The organism is Streptomyces sp. NPDC001750 (assembly GCF_042892615.1).
Classification (GTDB): Bacteria; Actinomycetota; Actinomycetes; order Streptomycetales; family Streptomycetaceae; genus Streptomyces.
Window position 1 is genome coordinate 1 of the sequence record NZ_JBIAUE010000010.1, and the last position, 17,337, is coordinate 17,337.

The window sequence follows — 17,337 nt, forward strand, 5'->3', positions numbered from 1 at the left end:
GGCGTTGACTTTTGGCACGCTGTTGAGTTCTCAAGGAACGGACGCTTCCTTTGTACTCACCCCGACCTTCCGGTCCAGGCTTTCCTCCGGGCTTTCCCTTCGATCTTGCGTTTCCGACTCTATCAGACTCTTTCGTGTCCGATTCCCGGTCGAAGCGGGTTCACCTTCCGGGTCCCACGCTTTCGCGCTTTTCCCCTTCGGCGGTTCCGACTCTATCAGATCCTTTCGGGCCTGATTCCCAGTCAGCGGGATTCGTCTTCCCGGCCGTTGGGCCGTTCCGACACCGAAACTCTAGCGGATTTTCCCGGCGACTCATAATCGAGTCCTCGAAATTAATTTCGGCATGCCGAAATTGCCCCGAGTGGGAGATCGTGCTGAATTTTGGTTGCCGCGTCCGCGGCAGGATCGGTCGTCGCAGAACCGTTCCGGTCCCGTGACAACTCGAAGAACCTTACGGATCGGTGTGGGGCGTGTCAAACCCGCCAGGTCAAGCGGTTTCCGGGCGGCCGACCGCCCCGACGGCCGTCGGGGCGGTCATCACATCGGCCGTCGGGCCGGCCGCCGGTCAGTCCAGGTCGGTGAGGCGGCCGCCGGCGTCCGGCTGGGCGTGCTCCACCCGGCGCAGAACACGGATCAGCATGTCGCCGAGGGCGCCCCGTTCCTCCACCGTGAAGTCCTGGAGAAGGTCCTCCTCGAAGGCGGTGGCCATGCGCATCGCCTCCAGCCATTTCGTACGGCCCTCGTCGGTCACCTCGACGATCACGCGCACCCGGTTGCTCTCGTCCCGGTCGCGGGTGACCAGGCCCTCGGCCGCCATGCGGTCGATCCGGTGGGTCATCGCGGCCGGGGTGAGGCCGAGGCGCTTCGCGAGCTCGCCCGGGCCCAGACGGTAGGGGGAGCCGGCCAGCACCAGGGTCTTGAGGACCTCCCACTCGGCGTTGCTGATGCCGAGGGTGGCCAGCTGGCGTCCGTACGCCACGTTCATCCGGCGGTTCAGTCGGCCGAGGGCCGAGACGACCTGTTCGACCTGCGGGTCGAGGTCGCGGAACTCCCGCTGATACGCGGCGATCTGCTCGTCGAGACTCGGCTCCTGCGGGCCGGGCTGCTCGGTGGTGTCAGACATGGCGGGCAGTATGGCACGCCTGCCATAGCCGTCGAAGTCCTTCGCCTTGAATTGTTGACCTTCTAACTTTAGTGCTAAAGTCTTCGGGTTGGAGTCGTTGGTATGGCCCGGCATGTCGGCATGCCGGTTCGAGAGCCTGAGGCAGGTGAGTGTGACCAGGGAGATGGGGGCAGCGCTGCGGCGGATCCAGCTGGGAAGCGCGTTGAGCGCGTTCGGGCTGGGGTTCACCGTTCCGTACCTGTACGTCTACGTGGCGCAGGTGCGGGATCTGGGTGCGGGTACGGCGGGAGTCGTGCTGGCGGTCTTCGCCATGGCGGCGCTGGCCGTTCTGCCGTTCACGGGCCGTGCAATCGACCGGCGCGGGCCGTTGCCGGTACTGGTCGTCGCCTCGGCCGTCGCCTCTCTGGGCGCGGTGGCGCTCGGTCTGTCGTCCGGTGTGACCGCGTCCGTGCTGTCGGCCGCGGTCCTGGGCGCGGGGACGGCGGTCATGCAGCCGGCGCTCGCCACGATGCTCGTGTGGTGCTCCAGCACCGCCTCCCGCACGCGTGCCTTCGCCATGCAGTTCTTCCTGCAGAACCTCGGGCTCGGCATCGGCGGGCTGGTCGGCGGGCAGATCGTGGACACGTCCCGGCCGGGGACCTTCACCCTGCTGTTCCTCATCGAGGCCGCGATGTTCGTGGTGCTGGGTGTCATCACCTGCACCGTGCGGCTGCCCCGTACGCCGTCCTTCTCGGACGCCCGGCCCACCGACGGGTCCGGGTCGACGGGCGGGCTGCGGGCGCTGCTGTCGCACCGGGCCATGGTGCAGCTGTGCGTGCTCGGCTTCGTGCTGTTCTTCGCCTGCTACGGGCAGTTCGAGTCGGGTCTCGCGGCGTACGGCACCGAGGCCGCCGGGATCCAGCCCTCGACCCTCGGTATCGCGCTGGCCGCCAACACCGCCGTCATCGTCGTGGCGCAGTTCGTCGTACTGCGGATCGTGGAGCGTCGCCGCCGCAGCCGGGTCATCGCGCTGGTCGGCCTGATCTGGGCGTTCGCCTGGGTCGTGGCGGGCTTCGCGGGCCTCGGCCACGGCAGCCAGACCATGGCGACTGCCGCGATGATCTCCACGTACGCCCTCTTCGGGCTCGGTGAGTCGATGCTGTCGCCGACCGTCGCGCCGCTGGTCGCCGATCTCGCTCCGGAGTCGATGGTCGGGCAGTACAACTCCGCGTTCGCCCTGTGCAAGCAGCTCGCGCTGGCGGTCGGTCCGGCCGTGGGCGGGCCGATGGGGGCCACGCTGCACGGCCCGTACATCGTGACGTTCGTGCTGTTCTCACTGGGCATCACGGTGCTGGCGCTGCGGCTGGGCCGACGGCTCACCCCGGCGCAGGACCAGCCGTCGGCCGAGGTCACGCCGTCCCGGGTGGTGGCCGTCTCGCGGCCGGAGCCCGAGCCCGCGCCCGCGCCCAGCTGCCACTGATTCACCGGTCCGGCCCGAGCGGGAGCGGGCCGGGCGCGCTGGAACAAAGGGGTCCTGTGCACAACAGGGCCCCTTTGTTCGTGCTCACCTCTCCTGCGGCAGGTCCGTGCTCACCGCTCCTGCGGCAGGGCGAATTCGCACCAGACCGCCTTGCCTCCGCCCGGCCTGCGACGGCAGCCCCAGGACGTGGCGATCGTCGCGACGATGGAGATGCCGCGCCCCGATTCGTCCGCCGGATCGGCGCGACGGCGGCGGGGCAGGTGGTCGTCGCCGTCGGTCACCTCGATGATCAGGCGGCGGTCGGTGCGGCGCAGTCCCAGGCGCATCGGCGGCGTGCCGTGCTTGAGGGAGTTCGCGACGAGTTCGCCCGCGGCCAGGACGCCCAGGTCGCGGAGTTCGACCGGGAACCGCCACGACGTCAGCACGCCGGTCGCGAAGGCGCGGGCGCGCGGGGCGGCCTCGATGCCGCCGAGGAGATCGAGCGAGGCGTTGTGGAACAGCTCCGCGTCGGCCCCGGTCCGGGCGGGGTGCTGGACCACCAGCACCGCCACGTCGTCGTCGTGTTCCGCGGTGACGCCGAGGGAACGGATCAGCCGGTCGCAGACGACCTGGGGCGAGCCCTTGGCGCCCGAGAGGGCACGCTCCAGCGCGGCGACACCCTCGTCGATGTCCTCGCTGCGGCGCTCGACCAGGCCGTCCGTGTAGAAGACCGCGGTGGAACCGGGCGGCAGCTCGATCGTGCCCGACGTGTGGATCCAGCCGCCGGTGCCGAGCGGCGGTCCGGTCGGGTCCTCGGCGCGGTGGACCGTGCCGTCCTCGTGGCACACCAGGATCGGCAGGTGCCCGGCGGAGGCGTAGACGAGCCGGCCCTCGTTCGGATCGTGGACGGCGTAGGCGCAGGTGGCGATCTGGCTGGCGTCGATCTCGGCGGCGAGACCGTCGAGGAGCTGGAGCACCTCGTGCGGCGGGAGGTCGAGCCGGGCGTAGGCACGTACGGCCGTGCGGAGCTGCCCCATGACGGCGGCGGCGCGCACCCCGCGGCCCATCACGTCGCCGATGACCAGGGCGGTGCGGCCGGCGCCGAGCGTGATGACGTCGTACCAGTCGCCGCCGACCGCCGCGTCCGTGCCGCCGGGCTGGTAGGTGGCGGCGATCCGCAGGTCGTCGGGCTGTTCCAGTTCCTGCGGAAGCAGCGAGCGCTGGAGGGTGACGGCCGTTTCGCGGTGGCGGCGCTCGCTGGCGCGGAGCCGTTCGGCCGCCTCGGCGTGGTCGGTGACGTCGGCGGCGTACACGAGCACTCCGCGCCCGGCGTCGTCGCCCGCGCTCCCGTCCCTGCTCCTGCTTCCGGCCCGGCCGCGGTTCGTGCCCCTGTCCTTGTCCTTCCTCCGGTTCCTTCCCGGGGTCCTGCTCGCGTCGTCGGCCGCTTCGGCGCCGCCGTCCCGGTGCACGGGAGTGCAGGTCACGGTGTACGAATTGCCGTTGCGGACCTTGCGGGACTTGACCGTGCGGGGCGTGCCGCTGCGCAGGACCTGGTCCATGAGGGGCAGCAGGCTGAGTTCGGCGAGTTCGGGCATGGCCTCGGCGGCGGTGGCGCCGATCGGGCGCGGGCCGAAGGCGGCGACGTAGGCGTCGTTGACGTACTCGATCCGGTGGTCGGGGCCGTGCACCAGGGCCACGAGAGCGGGCAGCCTGCCCAGCAGGTCCCGCGCGGAGAGGTCCTCCAGGGCGGGGCCGCCGGTCCTGGCGGGACGGCCGTCGTGCGCGTCGTCCCGCGTCTCGTCGCCCGCGCCGTCGCACGTCCCGTCCTGTCCGCCGTCGGGCAGGACGCCGGACAGGCCGTCGGGCGTGACCGCTGCCGGGTCGTCGTCCGGCGGGCGGGGTCCGGACTCGGGGCGCCCGTACTCGGCGCGCGCCGGGGGTACGGAGCTGCGGTCGTCCCGAGCGGCGGCGCGGCGCTGCGTTCCGGGTAGGCGGGCGCTCCAACGCGTGAAGTTCACGGAAATTCTGGCCTCGTGTGTCGGTGTGGTCCGCTCGGGCGGGCTGATTCCTCTGCCGGTCCCGGTTTCCCCTGCCGGATCCGGCCGTCCCGGCCGGTTCCGTCGGTTCGGGCGGATCGGGTGGTACCGGTGGTTCCGGCGGTTCTGTCGGGGGCCGGGCCCGGGAGAGCGCAGCCGGGCCTCATCGCGCTGATCGTGCCTTCGAGGCGTCAGAGGTGCCGGAGGCGTCAGAGGTGTCCGGCGCCCGTGCCGCGCCCGGTTCCCCCGGCGCGTCACACGCGTGTGATGCCTCTGGTGCTTCTGATACCTCTGACGTCTCTGATGCGTCTCGGACATCGGGGATGTCGCTGCTGTTCACTGTCTCGTCGCTGCCGGCCGGGGTCACTCTGCGCAGGTGTGGGCCCACCTATGGTCACACGTCCAGTGTGGCGGACCGTACTGACAGTTGTCGGTACGGCGATGCCGCGGTCGGGTGAGGCTGCGGGCCGACGGCCGGTCAGCTTCCGTGCCCCGGTGGGCCGTCGGGTCCGGCGGGGCGGCGGGGGCCCGGTGGACCGCCCGGCCCCATGGGCCGACCTGGACCCGGCGGGCCTCCGGTGGTCGGCGGGCCGCCCGGTCCGGGCCGTCCGCCTCCCGCGGCACGTTCGAATTCGGCCCGCGGATGTTCCAGTGAGCCGAGGGAGACGACCTCGCGTCTGAAAAGACCGGCGAGCGTCCATTCCGCCAGGACCCGGGCCTTCCGGTTCAGCGTCGGGACGCGGCTGAGGTGGTATGCGCGGTGCAGCAGCCACGCCGGGCACCCCTTGAGCGCGCGACCGCGGACCTGGGCCACGCCCTTGTGGAGGCCCAGCGACGCGACGGAGCCCATGGAGGCGCGGCGGTACTCCTCGAGGGGGCCGCCGTCGAGCGACGCGAGGACGTTCCCGGCGAGGACCTTGGCCTGGCGGACGGCGTGCTGGGCGTTGGGGGCGGTGCTGACGCCCTTCTCGGAGGCCGTCAGGTCGGGTACGGCCGCGGCGTCCCCGGCCGCCCAGGCGTGTTCGACGCCCTCGACGGCGAGTTCCGCCGTACATCTGAGCCGGCCGCGCTCGTCGAGCGGCAGATCGGTGGCGGCGAGGACCGGTGCCGGTTTGACGCCCGCGGTCCACACGAGGGTGCGGGTCGGAATGCGGGAACCGTCGCTCAGCACGGCGACGCGGTGCTCGCAGGACTCCAGCCGGGTGTCGAGGCGCACGTCGATGTTGCGGCCGCGCAGCTCGCGGATCACGTACAGCCCCAGCACCTCGCCGACCTCGGGAAGGATGCGGCCGGACGCCTCGACGAGGATCCACTTCATGTCCTCCGCCTTGATGTTGCGGTAGTACCGCGAGGCGTGACGGGCCATGTCCTCCAGCTCGGCCAGCGCCTCGACGCCCGCGTAGCCGCCGCCGACGAAGACGAAGGTGAGGGCGGCGGCGCGAAGGGCCGGGTCGCGGGTGGTGGAGGCGATGTCCATCTGCTCGATGACGTGGTTGCGCAGCCCGATGGCCTCTTCGACGGTCCTGAAGCCGATGCCGTGGTCGGCGAGGCCGGGGACCGGGAGGGTGCGCGAGACGGAACCGGGCGCGAGGACGAGTTCGTCGTACGGGATCTCGACGGCGCCCGTGCCGTCCTCCATGGTGGCGAGCGTGGCCACGGTGGCCGTGCGCCTGGAGTGGTCGATGTGCCGCGCCTCGCCGATCACGATCCGGCAGTGCGCGAGGACCCGGCGCAGCGGCACGACGACATGGCGCGGCGAGATCGAGCCGGCGGCCGCCTCGGGCAGAAACGGCTGGTACGTCATATAGGGCTCGGGGGTGACGACGACGATCTCGGCCCGGCCTTCCCTGAGCCGCTGCTTCAGCTTCCGCTGGAGACGCAGCGACGTGTACATCCCGACGTAGCCGCCGCCGACGACGAGAATGCGTACGCACGCCGGGGGGCTTCCCCCGGAATCTGAAGCCATCACCACCCCATGACGCAACGGGCTCAAGGGTTTGTCCACAGCCCCGGCAAATTGTGTGACCGGAGATCTCGGGCGGGGCGGCGCCGTCGGTGGCCGCGTTGTCGCGTGAGCCGCGCAGGTCAGGGGCCGGGGTGGGGCGGCGGGCCGGGGTCGCCCGGACGGTCGGCCGGTCCTCGCACCGATCGGAGACGCTCCGTGCGGAACTACCCTCTTCTGAATTGACGCAGGCTCAACTATGTTCGTATGTCGTCGGAGTGCCGGGTCGGGACCAAGATCCGCTCTCTGACTCGGACTGCGGGAAGTCTCCGGGGGGAGACGTCATTACCGGGGGAACATCATGCATATTCAGGATTCTCATTGGCAGACCGCTGCGGCGGTTACGCCCCATTCGTCCGTCGGAAACGGCCGAGGCGGCACCGTCGGAACCGTGGGGACGGTCGACGAGGTGACGCCGGTCGGTACGACGGGGACGACCATGACGGCGACGGGCGTGACGAACGCGGGGATCGGGCCGAATGGAACGAGCGGCCGGTCGACCCCGCTCCGTGTGGACGCCCAGCGCAATCTGGAACACGTGTTGCGCGCCGCGCGCGAGGTGTTCGGCGAGCTGGGGTACGGGGCCCCGATGGAGGACGTGGCGCGTCGCGCGAGGGTCGGCGTCGGCACGGTGTACCGACGGTTCCCGAGCAAGGACGTGCTGGTCCGGCGGATAGCCGAGGAGGAGACCGCCCGGCTGACGGACCAGGCGCGGACCGCTCTGGGGCAGGAGGAGGAGCCGTGGTCGGCGCTGTCGCGCTTCCTGCGCACGTCCGTCGCCTCGGGCGCGGGCCGGCTGCTGCCGCCGCAGGTGCTCCGGGTCGGCGTCGACGCGGACGCGGTCGTCGGCTCCGACGCCGGTTCGGGGGCCGAGTCCGCAGCTGCCGGGGCGGAGGCCGGTTCCGGGGCCGGGAACGCGGGCGTGGACGGCTCGGTGCCGATCGGGGAGACGGGGGCCGTCGCGGTGATCCTGCCGGGCTCGGGCACCACGCGAGTGCCCCAGCAGCGGCAGGGCACGGGTCCGGACGACCTCCGGCCGTCCGAGACGCGTGCCGTTCCGGAGGCCGGGCACGGCGGCATGGACGACACCGGGGCCGGTGAGCTGCTGGAGGTCGTCGGCCGACTCGTGGACCGGGCGCGCGCGGCCGGTGAGCTGCGCCGTGACGTGACGGTGGCGGACGTGCTGCTGGTCATCGCGACGGCGGCGCCTTCGCTGCCCGACGCGGCTCAGCAGGCGGCGGCTTCGAGCCGGCTGCTGGACATCCTGCTGGAGGGGCTGCGCTCCCGGCCTGCCGCCTGAGCCGGGGCCGCCCCGGTCCGTCGGAGGACGGGGGCGGCTGCCGGAGGTCCGGGCAGCAGTCCGAGGTCGGCTCGCGCTTCGGAGACCGGGAGCGATGAGGCGCCGCCCTGCCGGTTCCAGTCCTTCCGCAGCGGACCCACCGCCGGTCCGTGGCCCAGCCGCGGCCGATCCACTACCGATCCACTAGTGCTCCACTACGGATGCGCCACCCGTCCGCGGCCGTTCCGCCGCCGTTCCACGGTGGCTCCGCAGCCGATCCGCAGTCGTCGCACGGCCGTTACCGGCTCCTCGCGCGGTATTTCCGGAGCTCGTCGCACGGTCGGCCCACGGCTGATCGGCGGCTCGTCCGTGGCTGAATTCCGTTTGGGCCGCGACCATTTCACGGCCGAATCCCGGCCGAATCTCGACCGTATGCCTGGCGTCCCCGGTGGTTCCGCATCACCGTAGGGGCCCGATCGGCCCTCGTCGACGGGGCCTTCGCCCGATGCCCGCCCTGCCCGCGTGAAAAGGCGCTCGGATACTCTTCCCCGAATGAGCGGCGATCAGAGCTCATGTCCCAGAGAACACCCCGGATGAGTGGTTGCCGGGGCTGAGGGTCCGGCGTGATTGCGCCATGTGGCACGCTGGCTCGATGTTCGGGTCCGACAGCGCATACGGGGGCTATCGCGATGAGCGGTGACGGGCAGCAGGAAGAGCCCTTCGACGACGTCGCCGCCGTGGGCGGTGTGGCGGAGGCCGATGGTCCGTTCTCCCGCCAGGTGCCGCATCAGGGCGGCCCGGGACGACCGGGGGGCGGCGCCGATGCAGGCACCGTCCTGCCGGGCCCGTGGCCGGGGGCACGAGACACCGGCGTCGACGCGGGCGTCGAGGCCGCGGTGCCGATGCAGCGGGAGGGTGGCAGCGCCACCGACGGTGCCGGTTCCGACGCCGATCTGATCAGGCAGATGCGCAGCGGCGACGACCACGCGTACGAGGAGCTGTTCCGACGGCACTCGGACGCGGTGCGCCGCTACGCGCGCAGTTGCTGCCGGGACGCGCACACCGCCGACGACCTGACGGCCGAGGTCTTCGCGCGCACGCTGCAGGCGGTACGGAGGGGCAAGGGCCCCGAGGAGGCGGTGCGGGCCTACCTCATGACGGCCGTCCGGCATGTCGCGGCCGCCTGGGCCAAGACCGCGAAGCGGGAGCAACTGGTCGAGGACTTCGCCGTGTTCGCCACGCAGGCCGCCGAGTCCTCGCAGGTGTCGGACGTGGAGACGCTCGACCTCGGCGCGGATGTGCACGCGATGCACGAGGCCGAGCGTTCGATGGCGATGCGGGCCTTCCGCAGCCTGCCGGAGCGCTGGCAGGCGGTGCTGTGGCACACCACCGTCGAGGAGGAGTCGCCCAGCGAGATCGCCCCGTTGTTCGGGCTGACCGCCAACGCCACCGCGGTCCTGGCCAGTCGGGCCCGCGAGGGGCTCAAGCAGGCGTACCTCCAGGCCCATGTGAGCCAGGCGCTCACCTCCGGCGGCGACTGCGCACGCTACGCCGACCGGCTCGGGGCGTATGCCCGGGGCGGGCTCCGGATGCGGGCCGAGCGCGGACTGCGCGGTCATCTCGAAGAGTGCGCGAAGTGCAGGCTCGCGGCGGGCGAACTGGCCCATGTCAATGCCGGGATTCCGGCGCTGCTGCCCGTCGCGGTCATCGGCTGGATCGCTGCCGGGTACTCGCTCAAGGCGGCCGGGATCGCCGCCGGCGGCGCTGCCGGTGCGGCCGGCGCGGGAGCCGCCGCGGCGGCGACCGGCGGGAGCTCCTCCGGGGGCGCGGGCGGCAGTGGCGCGTTCTCGGAAGGGCTCGGCACACCGGTGAAGGCCGGCATCGTGACGGCGGTCGTCGTGGCCGCGGCGGCCGGGCTGGCCTGGGCCATGGTCGGCAGCGACCAGCCGGGACCCGACGCCGGGCACGCCGGCCGGCCCGCCGTCGCGGCACCCGCGGTGCCACCGCCCGCCCCGCCGAATCCGACATCGTCCTCGCGTTCCAAGCCGCCGGCGCCCCCCGCACCGGTGCCGCCCGCCGCCGCGTCGCCCGACGCGACCCCGTCGGCGGCGGCGCCCTCGGCCCCGGCGCCGAATCCCCCGCCGAAGCCCACGTCCAGGCCGACGTCCGAGCCGACCACGACGACGGCTCCGGACCCCACGCGTCCGCCGACCGCGCCGCCTCCCGCGCCCGGACCGACGGCGACGGCGACCACGACCGGAAAGCCCAAGCCGACCGACCCTGGGTCGCCCCCCGACCCGACGCCCACCCCACCGCCCACCGTCTACCGGCTCAGCGAGCTGCGCTACTCGACGACCGGCGACCACACCGGACCCGAAGTGGTGGTGAACGAGAGCAACTGGCTCTGGCAGCGCTCCGGCCTGTGGATCGGCGGCAGGCAGTACGCCCACGGCGTGACCGTTCACAGCAAGTCCTCGGTCACGATCCAGTTGAACCTGCAGTGCTCGCGGTACGAGGCCGTGGTCGGGCTCGACGACATGTCACTGGGGCTGGGCGCGGTGCGCTTCTCCGTCCTCGGCGGTGACGGGTCGCTGCTGTGGCGGTCGTCGGTGCTGCACGGCGGCGACCCGGCCGTACCCGTCGATGTCGGCATCACCGGTCAGACCAGGATCCGGCTCGTCGTCGAACGGATGCAGCACGGCAGCGGCGCGGCACTCGCCGACTGGGCGAATTCGGGCCTCAACTGCCGCTGAGGCGGTCGCCCCGGAGTTTCGTCGAGGTGTCCGGGAGCTCCGCGCAGACACGGGTCAGCAGGTCGATGACGTCGGCGACCGTCAGCGTCCGGCCGACGGCGTACTCCGACTCGTACGCCTCAACTCCCAGGTGCGCGCGGGCCGACCGCTCGGCCTCGTCCGCCTCGGCCCGTTGCGCACCGGTCCGGGTGTCGGTGGGCCGCCAGCCGTCGGCCGCCGCCCTTATCCGTACGGCTTCGCCGTGGCGGCCCAGCTTCCCCAGCACGGCCGCCGCTCCGTCCACCAGGTGTCCGGTGACGAGTTCGGCGCACTGGGCGTCCCGCGCCTCGCGCAGTGCCTGCGTCAGGCCGCGCACCCCGGCCTCCGGACCGCGCCCCGGCCCGTCCTCGTGCACCGAGATCCGCGCGTCCAGTCCCTTGATCACCGCCGTGAAGTGGGACGGCGGACTGCCCCGCCCGGCCGCCGCCTCCACCTCCGTGATCAGCCGTCGCGCCTCCGCGATCTCGCCGCGGTCCAGGGCCAGGGTGGCGCGCAGGAAGCGGGCGTAGGCGCGGGCGTCGTGCACCTGGAGGCGCTCCGCCCCGGTCTCGGCCTCGGCGAGCAGCCGTTCGAACCCGGAGATGTCACCGGCCCGGTGGGCCAGTTCGGCGAGTCGGGCGAGCAGGAACGGCACCTCGGCGTGCGCCCCGACCTCGCGGGCGAGCGTCAGCGCCTCCTCGTACGCCGCGGCCGCCTCCTCGTACCGACCGCGCATGACGCCCGCCTCGGCGGTGGCGCTGGCGACCTGGGCGCGCAGCCAGCGGTCGCCGACCCGATGGGCCAGCTCGCGCAGTTCGGCGAGATCGTCGTCGACCCCGGGCATGCCGCCCGGCATGTCCACGGTCATGTGGGTGCGGAACATCAGCATGACGCCGTACTCCCAGGCGCCCCCATGGACCCGGGCGTTGGCGACCGCCGCCTCGACCCTGGCACGCGTTTCGGCGGTGGTGCGGGTCACGAACGCGGTCATCGGCCAGAGCAGCCCCGGGAAGCGGGCGCCCTGCGGGCCGGAGGACATGAAGACGTCGGCCACCCGCTCCATCAGCTCCCACCATCCGTCGGCATGGTCGAAGTCGTCGGCCGGACCGTTCTCCACCGTGAGGAAGAACCTCAGCATCTGCAGCCGCATGCGCGGCCAGAAGCGGGGATCGCCGTCGTGCGGCGGCTCCGGTCCGAGCGTCATGGCCCGCTCGCACCAGCTCAGGCCCTCGGTGCGGTGGTTGCGCAGCCACCAGAACCACCCCATGCCGAGGACCAGTCGCACCGCGTCCGCCTCCGACGGCTCGGTGACGACGGTGCGGGTGAGGGCGGCCCGGATGTTGTCCAGGTCGGTCTCCAGGCGTGCGATCCAGTGCAGTTGCTCGCCGGAACGCAGGCGGGGATCGGCCTCCTCGACGAGCGCGGCGAAGTAGGCGGTGTGCGCGTTCGCCGCGGCGGCCCGCAGAGCGGGGGTCTCGGCCGCACGCTCGTCGGCGTACTCGTGGATGGTCTCCAGGAGGCGGTAGCGCATCCCACCGGTGGCGGTCGGCGCGGCGACGACGAGGGACTTGTCGACGAGCGAGCCGATCAACGATGCGGTCGAGCCGACCGTAAGACCGGCCGAGCCGACCGACGATGCGGTCGAACCGATCGGTTCCGCGCCGCCCTCCGCCGCGGCCAGGCTCTCGGCGACGGCTTCCGCCGCGGCCAGGTCCCAGCCGCCCGCGAAGACCGAGATCTGCCGCAGCAGGGTGCGTTCGTCCTCGTCGAGCAGGTCCCAGGACCAGTCGACGACGGCACGCAGTGTCTGCTGACGCGGCAGGGCGGTCCTGGCTCCGCCGGTGAGCAGACGGAACCGGTCGTCGAGCCGGTCCGCGATCTGGCGCGGGCCGAGCATCCTCAGCCGGGCGGCGGCAAGTTCGATGGCGAGCGGCTGGCCGTCGAGCCGCCGGCAGATCTCCGCCACCGCGTCGGGGGCGCGCGCGGACTCCCGTACGAGGTCGAAGTCGGGGCGTACGGCGCGGGCGCGCTCGGCGAACAGCCGGTGGGCGGGGTCGGCCGGGAGCGGCCCGACCGGGCGTATCGATTCTCCGGGGACGCCGAGGGGTTCGCGGCTGGTGGCGAGGACACGCAGCCGCGGACAGCGGGTGAGCAGCGTTTCGGCGAGCGTGGCGGCCGCGTCGACGACGTGCTCGCAGTTGTCCAGGATCAGCAGGACGGGACCGACGCGGGAGCGGTGCGCCAGATGGTCGACGAGGATCTCGACCGGGTCCCTGCGCGGCGGCTGCCCGTCGCGGGGGTTGTCCAGCAGAAGTGTCGTGCCGCGCAGCCCGAGGGCGGAGAGCACGGCTCCGGGGACATCGGCCGGGTCGTCCACGGGGGCCAGCTCGGCGATCCAGGCCTCCAGGGGCGGGGGGCCCGGGAGCGAGCGGCCGGGGAGCCGCTGATCGGGCCCCGGCAGGCTCGACCGGATCGCGGCCTCCTCGGCAAGGCGGGTCTTCCCGGAGCCTCCGGGACCGGTCAGGGTCACCAGCCGGGACCGGTTCAACTCCTCGCGTATGGATCGCAGTTCCGGCTCACGGCCGACGAACGAGGTGAGCCGTGGGCGGATGTTGCCCGGGACCGGCGCGGAACCGGAAGCGGCGGGGGCTCGTACCGGATCCGGCGAGACGTCCGGAGGTCGGAGCAACTCCCGGTGCAGGGAGCGGAGTTCCGGACCGGGTTCGGCGCCGAGCCCCTTGGCGAGAGCGCGGCGGGCCTCCTCGTACGCGGCCAGCGCGTCGGCCCTGCGGCCCTCCGCACACAGGGCACGGATCAGCTGACCCCGGAAGCGCTCGTCGTACGGGTGGCCGACGATCAGCTCCCTCAACTCCGGTACGAGAGCGTCCGGTCCCTGCCCCGGCCCGGGTCCGGGCCCCGGGCCGAGGTCCTGGCCCGGACATGAAGCGGGCCCCTCGCCGAGAGCCGCGAAGCCACCGTCCCCGGCCATGCCCCCTACCCCGGCCCCGGTCCCGGTCCCGGCCGCGCCACCATCCCCGGTGGCGCACCGCAGGTCGGCCTCGATACGGCGTTCCAGCGCGGTCAGGCGGTGGGCCTCCGGGCGCAGTCCGTATCCGTGGCCCCCCTCCGTCAGGTCGGCCAGGGCGGGGCCGCGCCACAGCGCGAGCGCGGTGCGCAGCGTCCGGGCGGCCGCGACGGGGTCCCCCGCGTCGAGCTCCTCGGCGCCCTGACGGGACAGCCGCTCGAACCTGTGCAGGTCGACCTCGTCGGACGCCGCCTCCAGGCGGTAGCCGCCCCGGGTACGGGTGATCGTGTCCCTGCCCAGCGCGCGGCGCAGCCGGCCCACGAGCGCCTGGAGCGCGGCGGGGGCGTCGTACGGGGGCTCACCGCCCCAGATGTCGTCGACGAGGACGTCCACGGGTACGGGCCGCCCGGCGCGCAGGGCGAGGGCGGCGAGAAGCGCGCGCAGCCGCGTACCGCCCACGGGCAGCACATCGCCGTTCGTGTCTCGCGCTTCGGTGACGCCCAGGATCGAGTACCGCACCGGGCCATTCTGGCCCCGGGCCGGCCGAGGACCGGCACCGAAGAGGCACCGGACACGCCGGACGGCGGAATCCCCACCGCGCCCCGAGGCGATCCGGAATCCCGCCACCCCGGCCTTCGGGGCGGACCGGCCCCCGGCCGCCCCGAGCCTCGCGGCGGACCGGATCCCCCGCCGCCCCGCTACGGCTGCAGGCTCCGCCGTGCCGGTACGACACCGTGCGCGACCGCGCGACGGCGAGGCGCCTCCGTACCCGTCCAGCAGGTGCCGCGCCGCGACACGAGGCGGCGCAGCCAGAGTTCCATGGACGCCAGATGGGCCAGGCCGTCCAGCGGGAGCGGCTCGCCGTCGGCGGCGGCGCGCAGGGCCTTGTGCACGACGCGGGCCTCGACCAGACCGGCGTCGGCGAGCAGCGGGGCGTCGAACAGAGCCATCAGTTCGGGGAGCGCCGCGCGCAGACCGGTGCGGGCGGTCGCCTGCGAGGTGGCGTGCGAGGGGGTGCCCCAGCCGGGCGGCAGGTCGTGGATGCCCGCGCCCGCGAGCACCCGGCGCAGGATCGCGCCACGGGCGCCCGGCTGCACCCGGAGTGATTCGGGGAGCGCGCGGGCGGCGCGTACGACCTGGTTGTCGAGGAAGGGGGCGTGCAGGCGCTGGCTGCGGTTCTCGGCGGCCTGCTCCAGGATCCGGTGGTCGGCGGCGTACCGGGCGAGCGCCGCCCGTGCCCGGGCCTCGCCCGGCCGCTGGACGGAGACCGGCCGGACCGCCGCCTCCTGGAGACGAACCGATACTTCGGCGAGCGCCTCCCCCGTCAGCCAGTGCGCGGCGGGTCCGGGCCGTGACCAGGCGAGGGCGGCGAGCGAGGCGTCGGCGGGGGTGTCGAGGTCGGGGGCGTGCCGGTTGGCGCCCGGCAGCCGGTCGGCCGCCGCTTCCAGTCCGGTGCGGTACGAGGTACGGGACAGGCGCCGGGCCGCGCGGTACACGGTGAACGGGACGAAGAAGGAGTGCGCACTCGGGCCCTCGGCCTTGGCGAGTGCCGCGACCGGACGCAGCAGGTGGCGCCTGCGCCGGTCCATGAGCAGGTCGGCGAGGCGCGCGGGATGGGCGTCGAGGACCTGCCGGGCCCCGCCGCCGACGAAGTGGTCGGCGCTGCCCGAGGCGAGGCGGCGCCGGTGTCGCTCGGCGACGACGAGACAGGGCGCGGGTTCGTCGGTGAGCGGGCCGCCCAGGTCGGCGTAGGGCAGGGCCTCCTCACCTCCGGTGACGACGACGTGGTGCAGGCGCGGGTTGGCGGCGATGACACGGGCGCGTTCGAGTTCGTCCTCGTGCCCGTGCGCGGTGAGGTCGTTGAAGGTGACGGCGAGCAGCCGTTCCCCCGCGCCCGCGCCATGGCCGAGGAGGCTTCCGGGCAGACCGGGCAGCCCCGGCAGTCCGGCGGCGAGCAGGGCGAGCGTTGCGGAGGCGCTGCCCCCGGAGAGGTCGGCGCCGATGCCGGGGACGGGCGCGCCCCGCGCGGCGCGCCGGTCGGCGGGCCCCATTCCGGGGACCGGCCCCGGATCGGACGGCAGGGTTCCGGGGGCGTGACGCGGCGCGGCGAGTCTGGCGCGCACGGCGTCGACCAGTGCGTCCCGCACCCCGTCGACGGCGCTCACCGGGTCGAGTTCGGGCGCGGCGACGGCCAGTGAGGCCACCGCCTCGTAGCCGGTGATCTCGCGCGAACCCTCGCGGAGGATGAGCGCGTGCCCCGGCGGGATGCGCTTCACCCCCTCGTACGGGGTGCCGTCGCGCAGCGCCTCCGGGGTTTCGGGGCAGGCGAGCAGCGCGGCCAGGTGGCCGATGTCCAGCTGGGCCTCGACGAGGTCGGCGAGCGGAAGCGCGGCGGTGGCGTACGCGGTGCCGCCCAGCCAGGGGGCGTGGAAGACCGGGCGGGCTCCCGCCAGGTCTCCGATGACGCCGATCCTGCGTCCGACCTGGACGACGGCCGTGTAACTGCCGGGCCAGGAGGTGAGATGGCGCAGGGCCCCGCCGCGCGCGGCGAGGAGGCCGACCCGCAGTTGTTCGTCCGTGGCGCCGCAGCAGCCGAGGACGGCGAGCCGCGCGGTGGGCGCGCCCTCGGCCGTCTCGACCGTGCTGACGCGGATCTCGTCCGGGCGCCAGTCGCCGACGGCCCACAGCGGATCCGGGTCGCCCCACAGGAGTTGGGAGCCGACCGGCTGTACGGTTCGCCCCGCGTCGATGCCACCGACCGCACCGGCGGTACCGGCGGCACCGGAGCGCGCGGCGACACTGCTCCACCCCACCAACCAACGCATCGCCGCCTCCACGGTCTGTGGACGAAACGGCGCAGCGGAAACACAGCGGGAGAACTCCGGTGGTGCGCGCCGTCGTTGCGAACATGCTGCCACGACGGACACGTGCCGGAGGGGTTGCGGAGGGCGCACGTCGTACGGGCATGCGCCCGGGCAGGGGGCCGGACCGTGGCGGGCGACGACCGGGTCCGGGCGGACATCCAGCGGCCGACGGCCCGGGACAGGGGGCTCGGCGGTACGGGCGGCGCGCGGTCCGCGCGCGGCGCTACGGGCGCCAACAGCCTTACGTGCCGGGCGTGTTGCCTACCATGAGCGAGCCGGATCACGCGGCCGATATCCGGCCACTTTCCGTGGCGTGCGCGGGTCCGCGACGGGCAGTCACGGACGCGTCGGCGGGGATGTCCGCGAATCGATCGGGCCAACCTCGGTCGATCGATGATTTTCGGCCATTCTCAGGGCATGACGGAGCCTGGCAGCGGGGTACCCGCCGCCCTGGACGCCCTGTTTCACCCCGGTTCGCTCCCGGGCCCTTCCCGGGCTTCTCTCCCCGGCCTCTCTCCCGAAACACTCCTCCAGGCTTCTCCCGAAATCTCCCTTCGCGGCGGCATGCCGTCGGCACATGCCTCCGGAGAGGCCGCCGACGGCGCCACACCTGCTCGGGGCCCGTTTCCGGACCCGGTTCCGCACCCGTCGCCGGGCCCGTACCCGTGCCCCGCGCCGCGCGGCCGGCACCGGGCACGCACCGCCCCGTACCGCCGCCGCACCGCTCCCCGCGCCTCTCCCGGCCGACGGGCCGCGGACCGGCTTCCACGCACGGTCCGGGAGGCGTTCCGACGCCTCC

8 protein-coding genes are annotated in these 17,337 nt (G+C 73.5%); 3 read left to right on the plus strand and 5 right to left on the minus strand.

The window, feature by feature from the left end:
- Positions 1–565: 565 nt before the first annotated feature.
- Positions 566–1,123, minus strand: coding sequence for a MarR family transcriptional regulator (locus ACFYY6_RS17385; RefSeq protein WP_351522575.1), 558 nt, complete (start codon positions 1,121–1,123; stop codon positions 566–568).
- A 163-nt stretch (positions 1,124–1,286) separates the two neighbouring features.
- On the opposite strand from ACFYY6_RS17385, the gene ACFYY6_RS17390 reads away from it, so the two are divergent.
- Positions 1,287–2,582 (plus strand): MFS transporter, encoded by a 1,296-nt coding sequence (locus ACFYY6_RS17390; RefSeq protein WP_389194142.1) that lies wholly within the window; start codon positions 1,287–1,289, stop codon positions 2,580–2,582.
- A gap of 110 nt (positions 2,583–2,692) precedes the next feature.
- Here the strand turns inward: ACFYY6_RS17390 and ACFYY6_RS17395 are convergent, their stop codons facing one another.
- Positions 2,693–4,579 carry a SpoIIE family protein phosphatase gene (locus ACFYY6_RS17395; protein ID WP_351522577.1) on the minus strand — a complete coding sequence of 629 codons (1,887 nt, stop codon included), beginning with the start codon at positions 4,577–4,579 and terminating at the stop codon, positions 2,693–2,695.
- A 496-nt stretch (positions 4,580–5,075) separates the two neighbouring features.
- Complete coding sequence (locus tag ACFYY6_RS17400) at positions 5,076–6,563, minus strand: NAD(P)/FAD-dependent oxidoreductase (RefSeq protein ID WP_388651239.1); 1,488 nt, start codon at positions 6,561–6,563, stop codon at positions 5,076–5,078.
- Positions 6,564–6,900: 337 nt separating this feature from the next.
- Here ACFYY6_RS17400 and ACFYY6_RS17405 point away from each other — a divergent pair, with 337 nt between their 5' ends.
- Together ACFYY6_RS17405 and ACFYY6_RS17410 are read left to right on the plus strand one after the other, a co-directional pair.
- Positions 6,901–7,899: a TetR/AcrR family transcriptional regulator gene (locus ACFYY6_RS17405; RefSeq protein WP_389193941.1), complete on the plus strand. Its 999-nt coding sequence runs from the start codon at positions 6,901–6,903 to the stop codon at positions 7,897–7,899.
- 668 nt (positions 7,900–8,567) lie between these two features.
- Positions 8,568–10,631 (plus strand): sigma-70 family RNA polymerase sigma factor, encoded by a 2,064-nt coding sequence (locus ACFYY6_RS17410; RefSeq protein WP_389193944.1) that lies wholly within the window; start codon positions 8,568–8,570, stop codon positions 10,629–10,631.
- Here the strand turns inward: ACFYY6_RS17410 and ACFYY6_RS17415 are convergent.
- A complete protein-coding gene (locus ACFYY6_RS17415) occupies positions 10,618–14,193 on the minus strand; it encodes a BTAD domain-containing putative transcriptional regulator (RefSeq protein WP_389193947.1) in 3,576 nt (1,191 codons plus the stop codon). The genes ACFYY6_RS17410 and ACFYY6_RS17415 overlap by 14 nt on opposite strands.
- A 179-nt stretch (positions 14,194–14,372) precedes the next feature.
- A complete protein-coding gene (locus tag ACFYY6_RS17420; protein WP_351522584.1) occupies positions 14,373–16,499 on the minus strand; it encodes an asparagine synthase-related protein in 2,127 nt (708 codons plus the stop codon).
- Positions 16,500–17,337: the final 838 nt, after the last annotated feature.

Coding starts and splice junctions, on each gene's coding strand:
- ACFYY6_RS17385 (WP_351522575.1), bottom strand. CDS start 1,123: ATGTCTGACACCACCGAGCAGCCCGGCCCGCAGGAGCCGAGTCTCGAC.
- ACFYY6_RS17390 (WP_389194142.1), top strand. CDS start 1,287: ATGGGGGCAGCGCTGCGGCGGATCCAGCTGGGAAGCGCGTTGAGCGCG.
- ACFYY6_RS17400 (WP_388651239.1), bottom strand. CDS start 6,563: ATGGCTTCAGATTCCGGGGGAAGCCCCCCGGCGTGCGTACGCATTCTC.
- ACFYY6_RS17405 (WP_389193941.1), top strand. CDS start 6,901: ATGCATATTCAGGATTCTCATTGGCAGACCGCTGCGGCGGTTACGCCC.
- ACFYY6_RS17410 (WP_389193944.1), top strand. CDS start 8,568: ATGAGCGGTGACGGGCAGCAGGAAGAGCCCTTCGACGACGTCGCCGCC.
- ACFYY6_RS17420 (WP_351522584.1), bottom strand. CDS start 16,499: ATGCGTTGGTTGGTGGGGTGGAGCAGTGTCGCCGCGCGCTCCGGTGCC.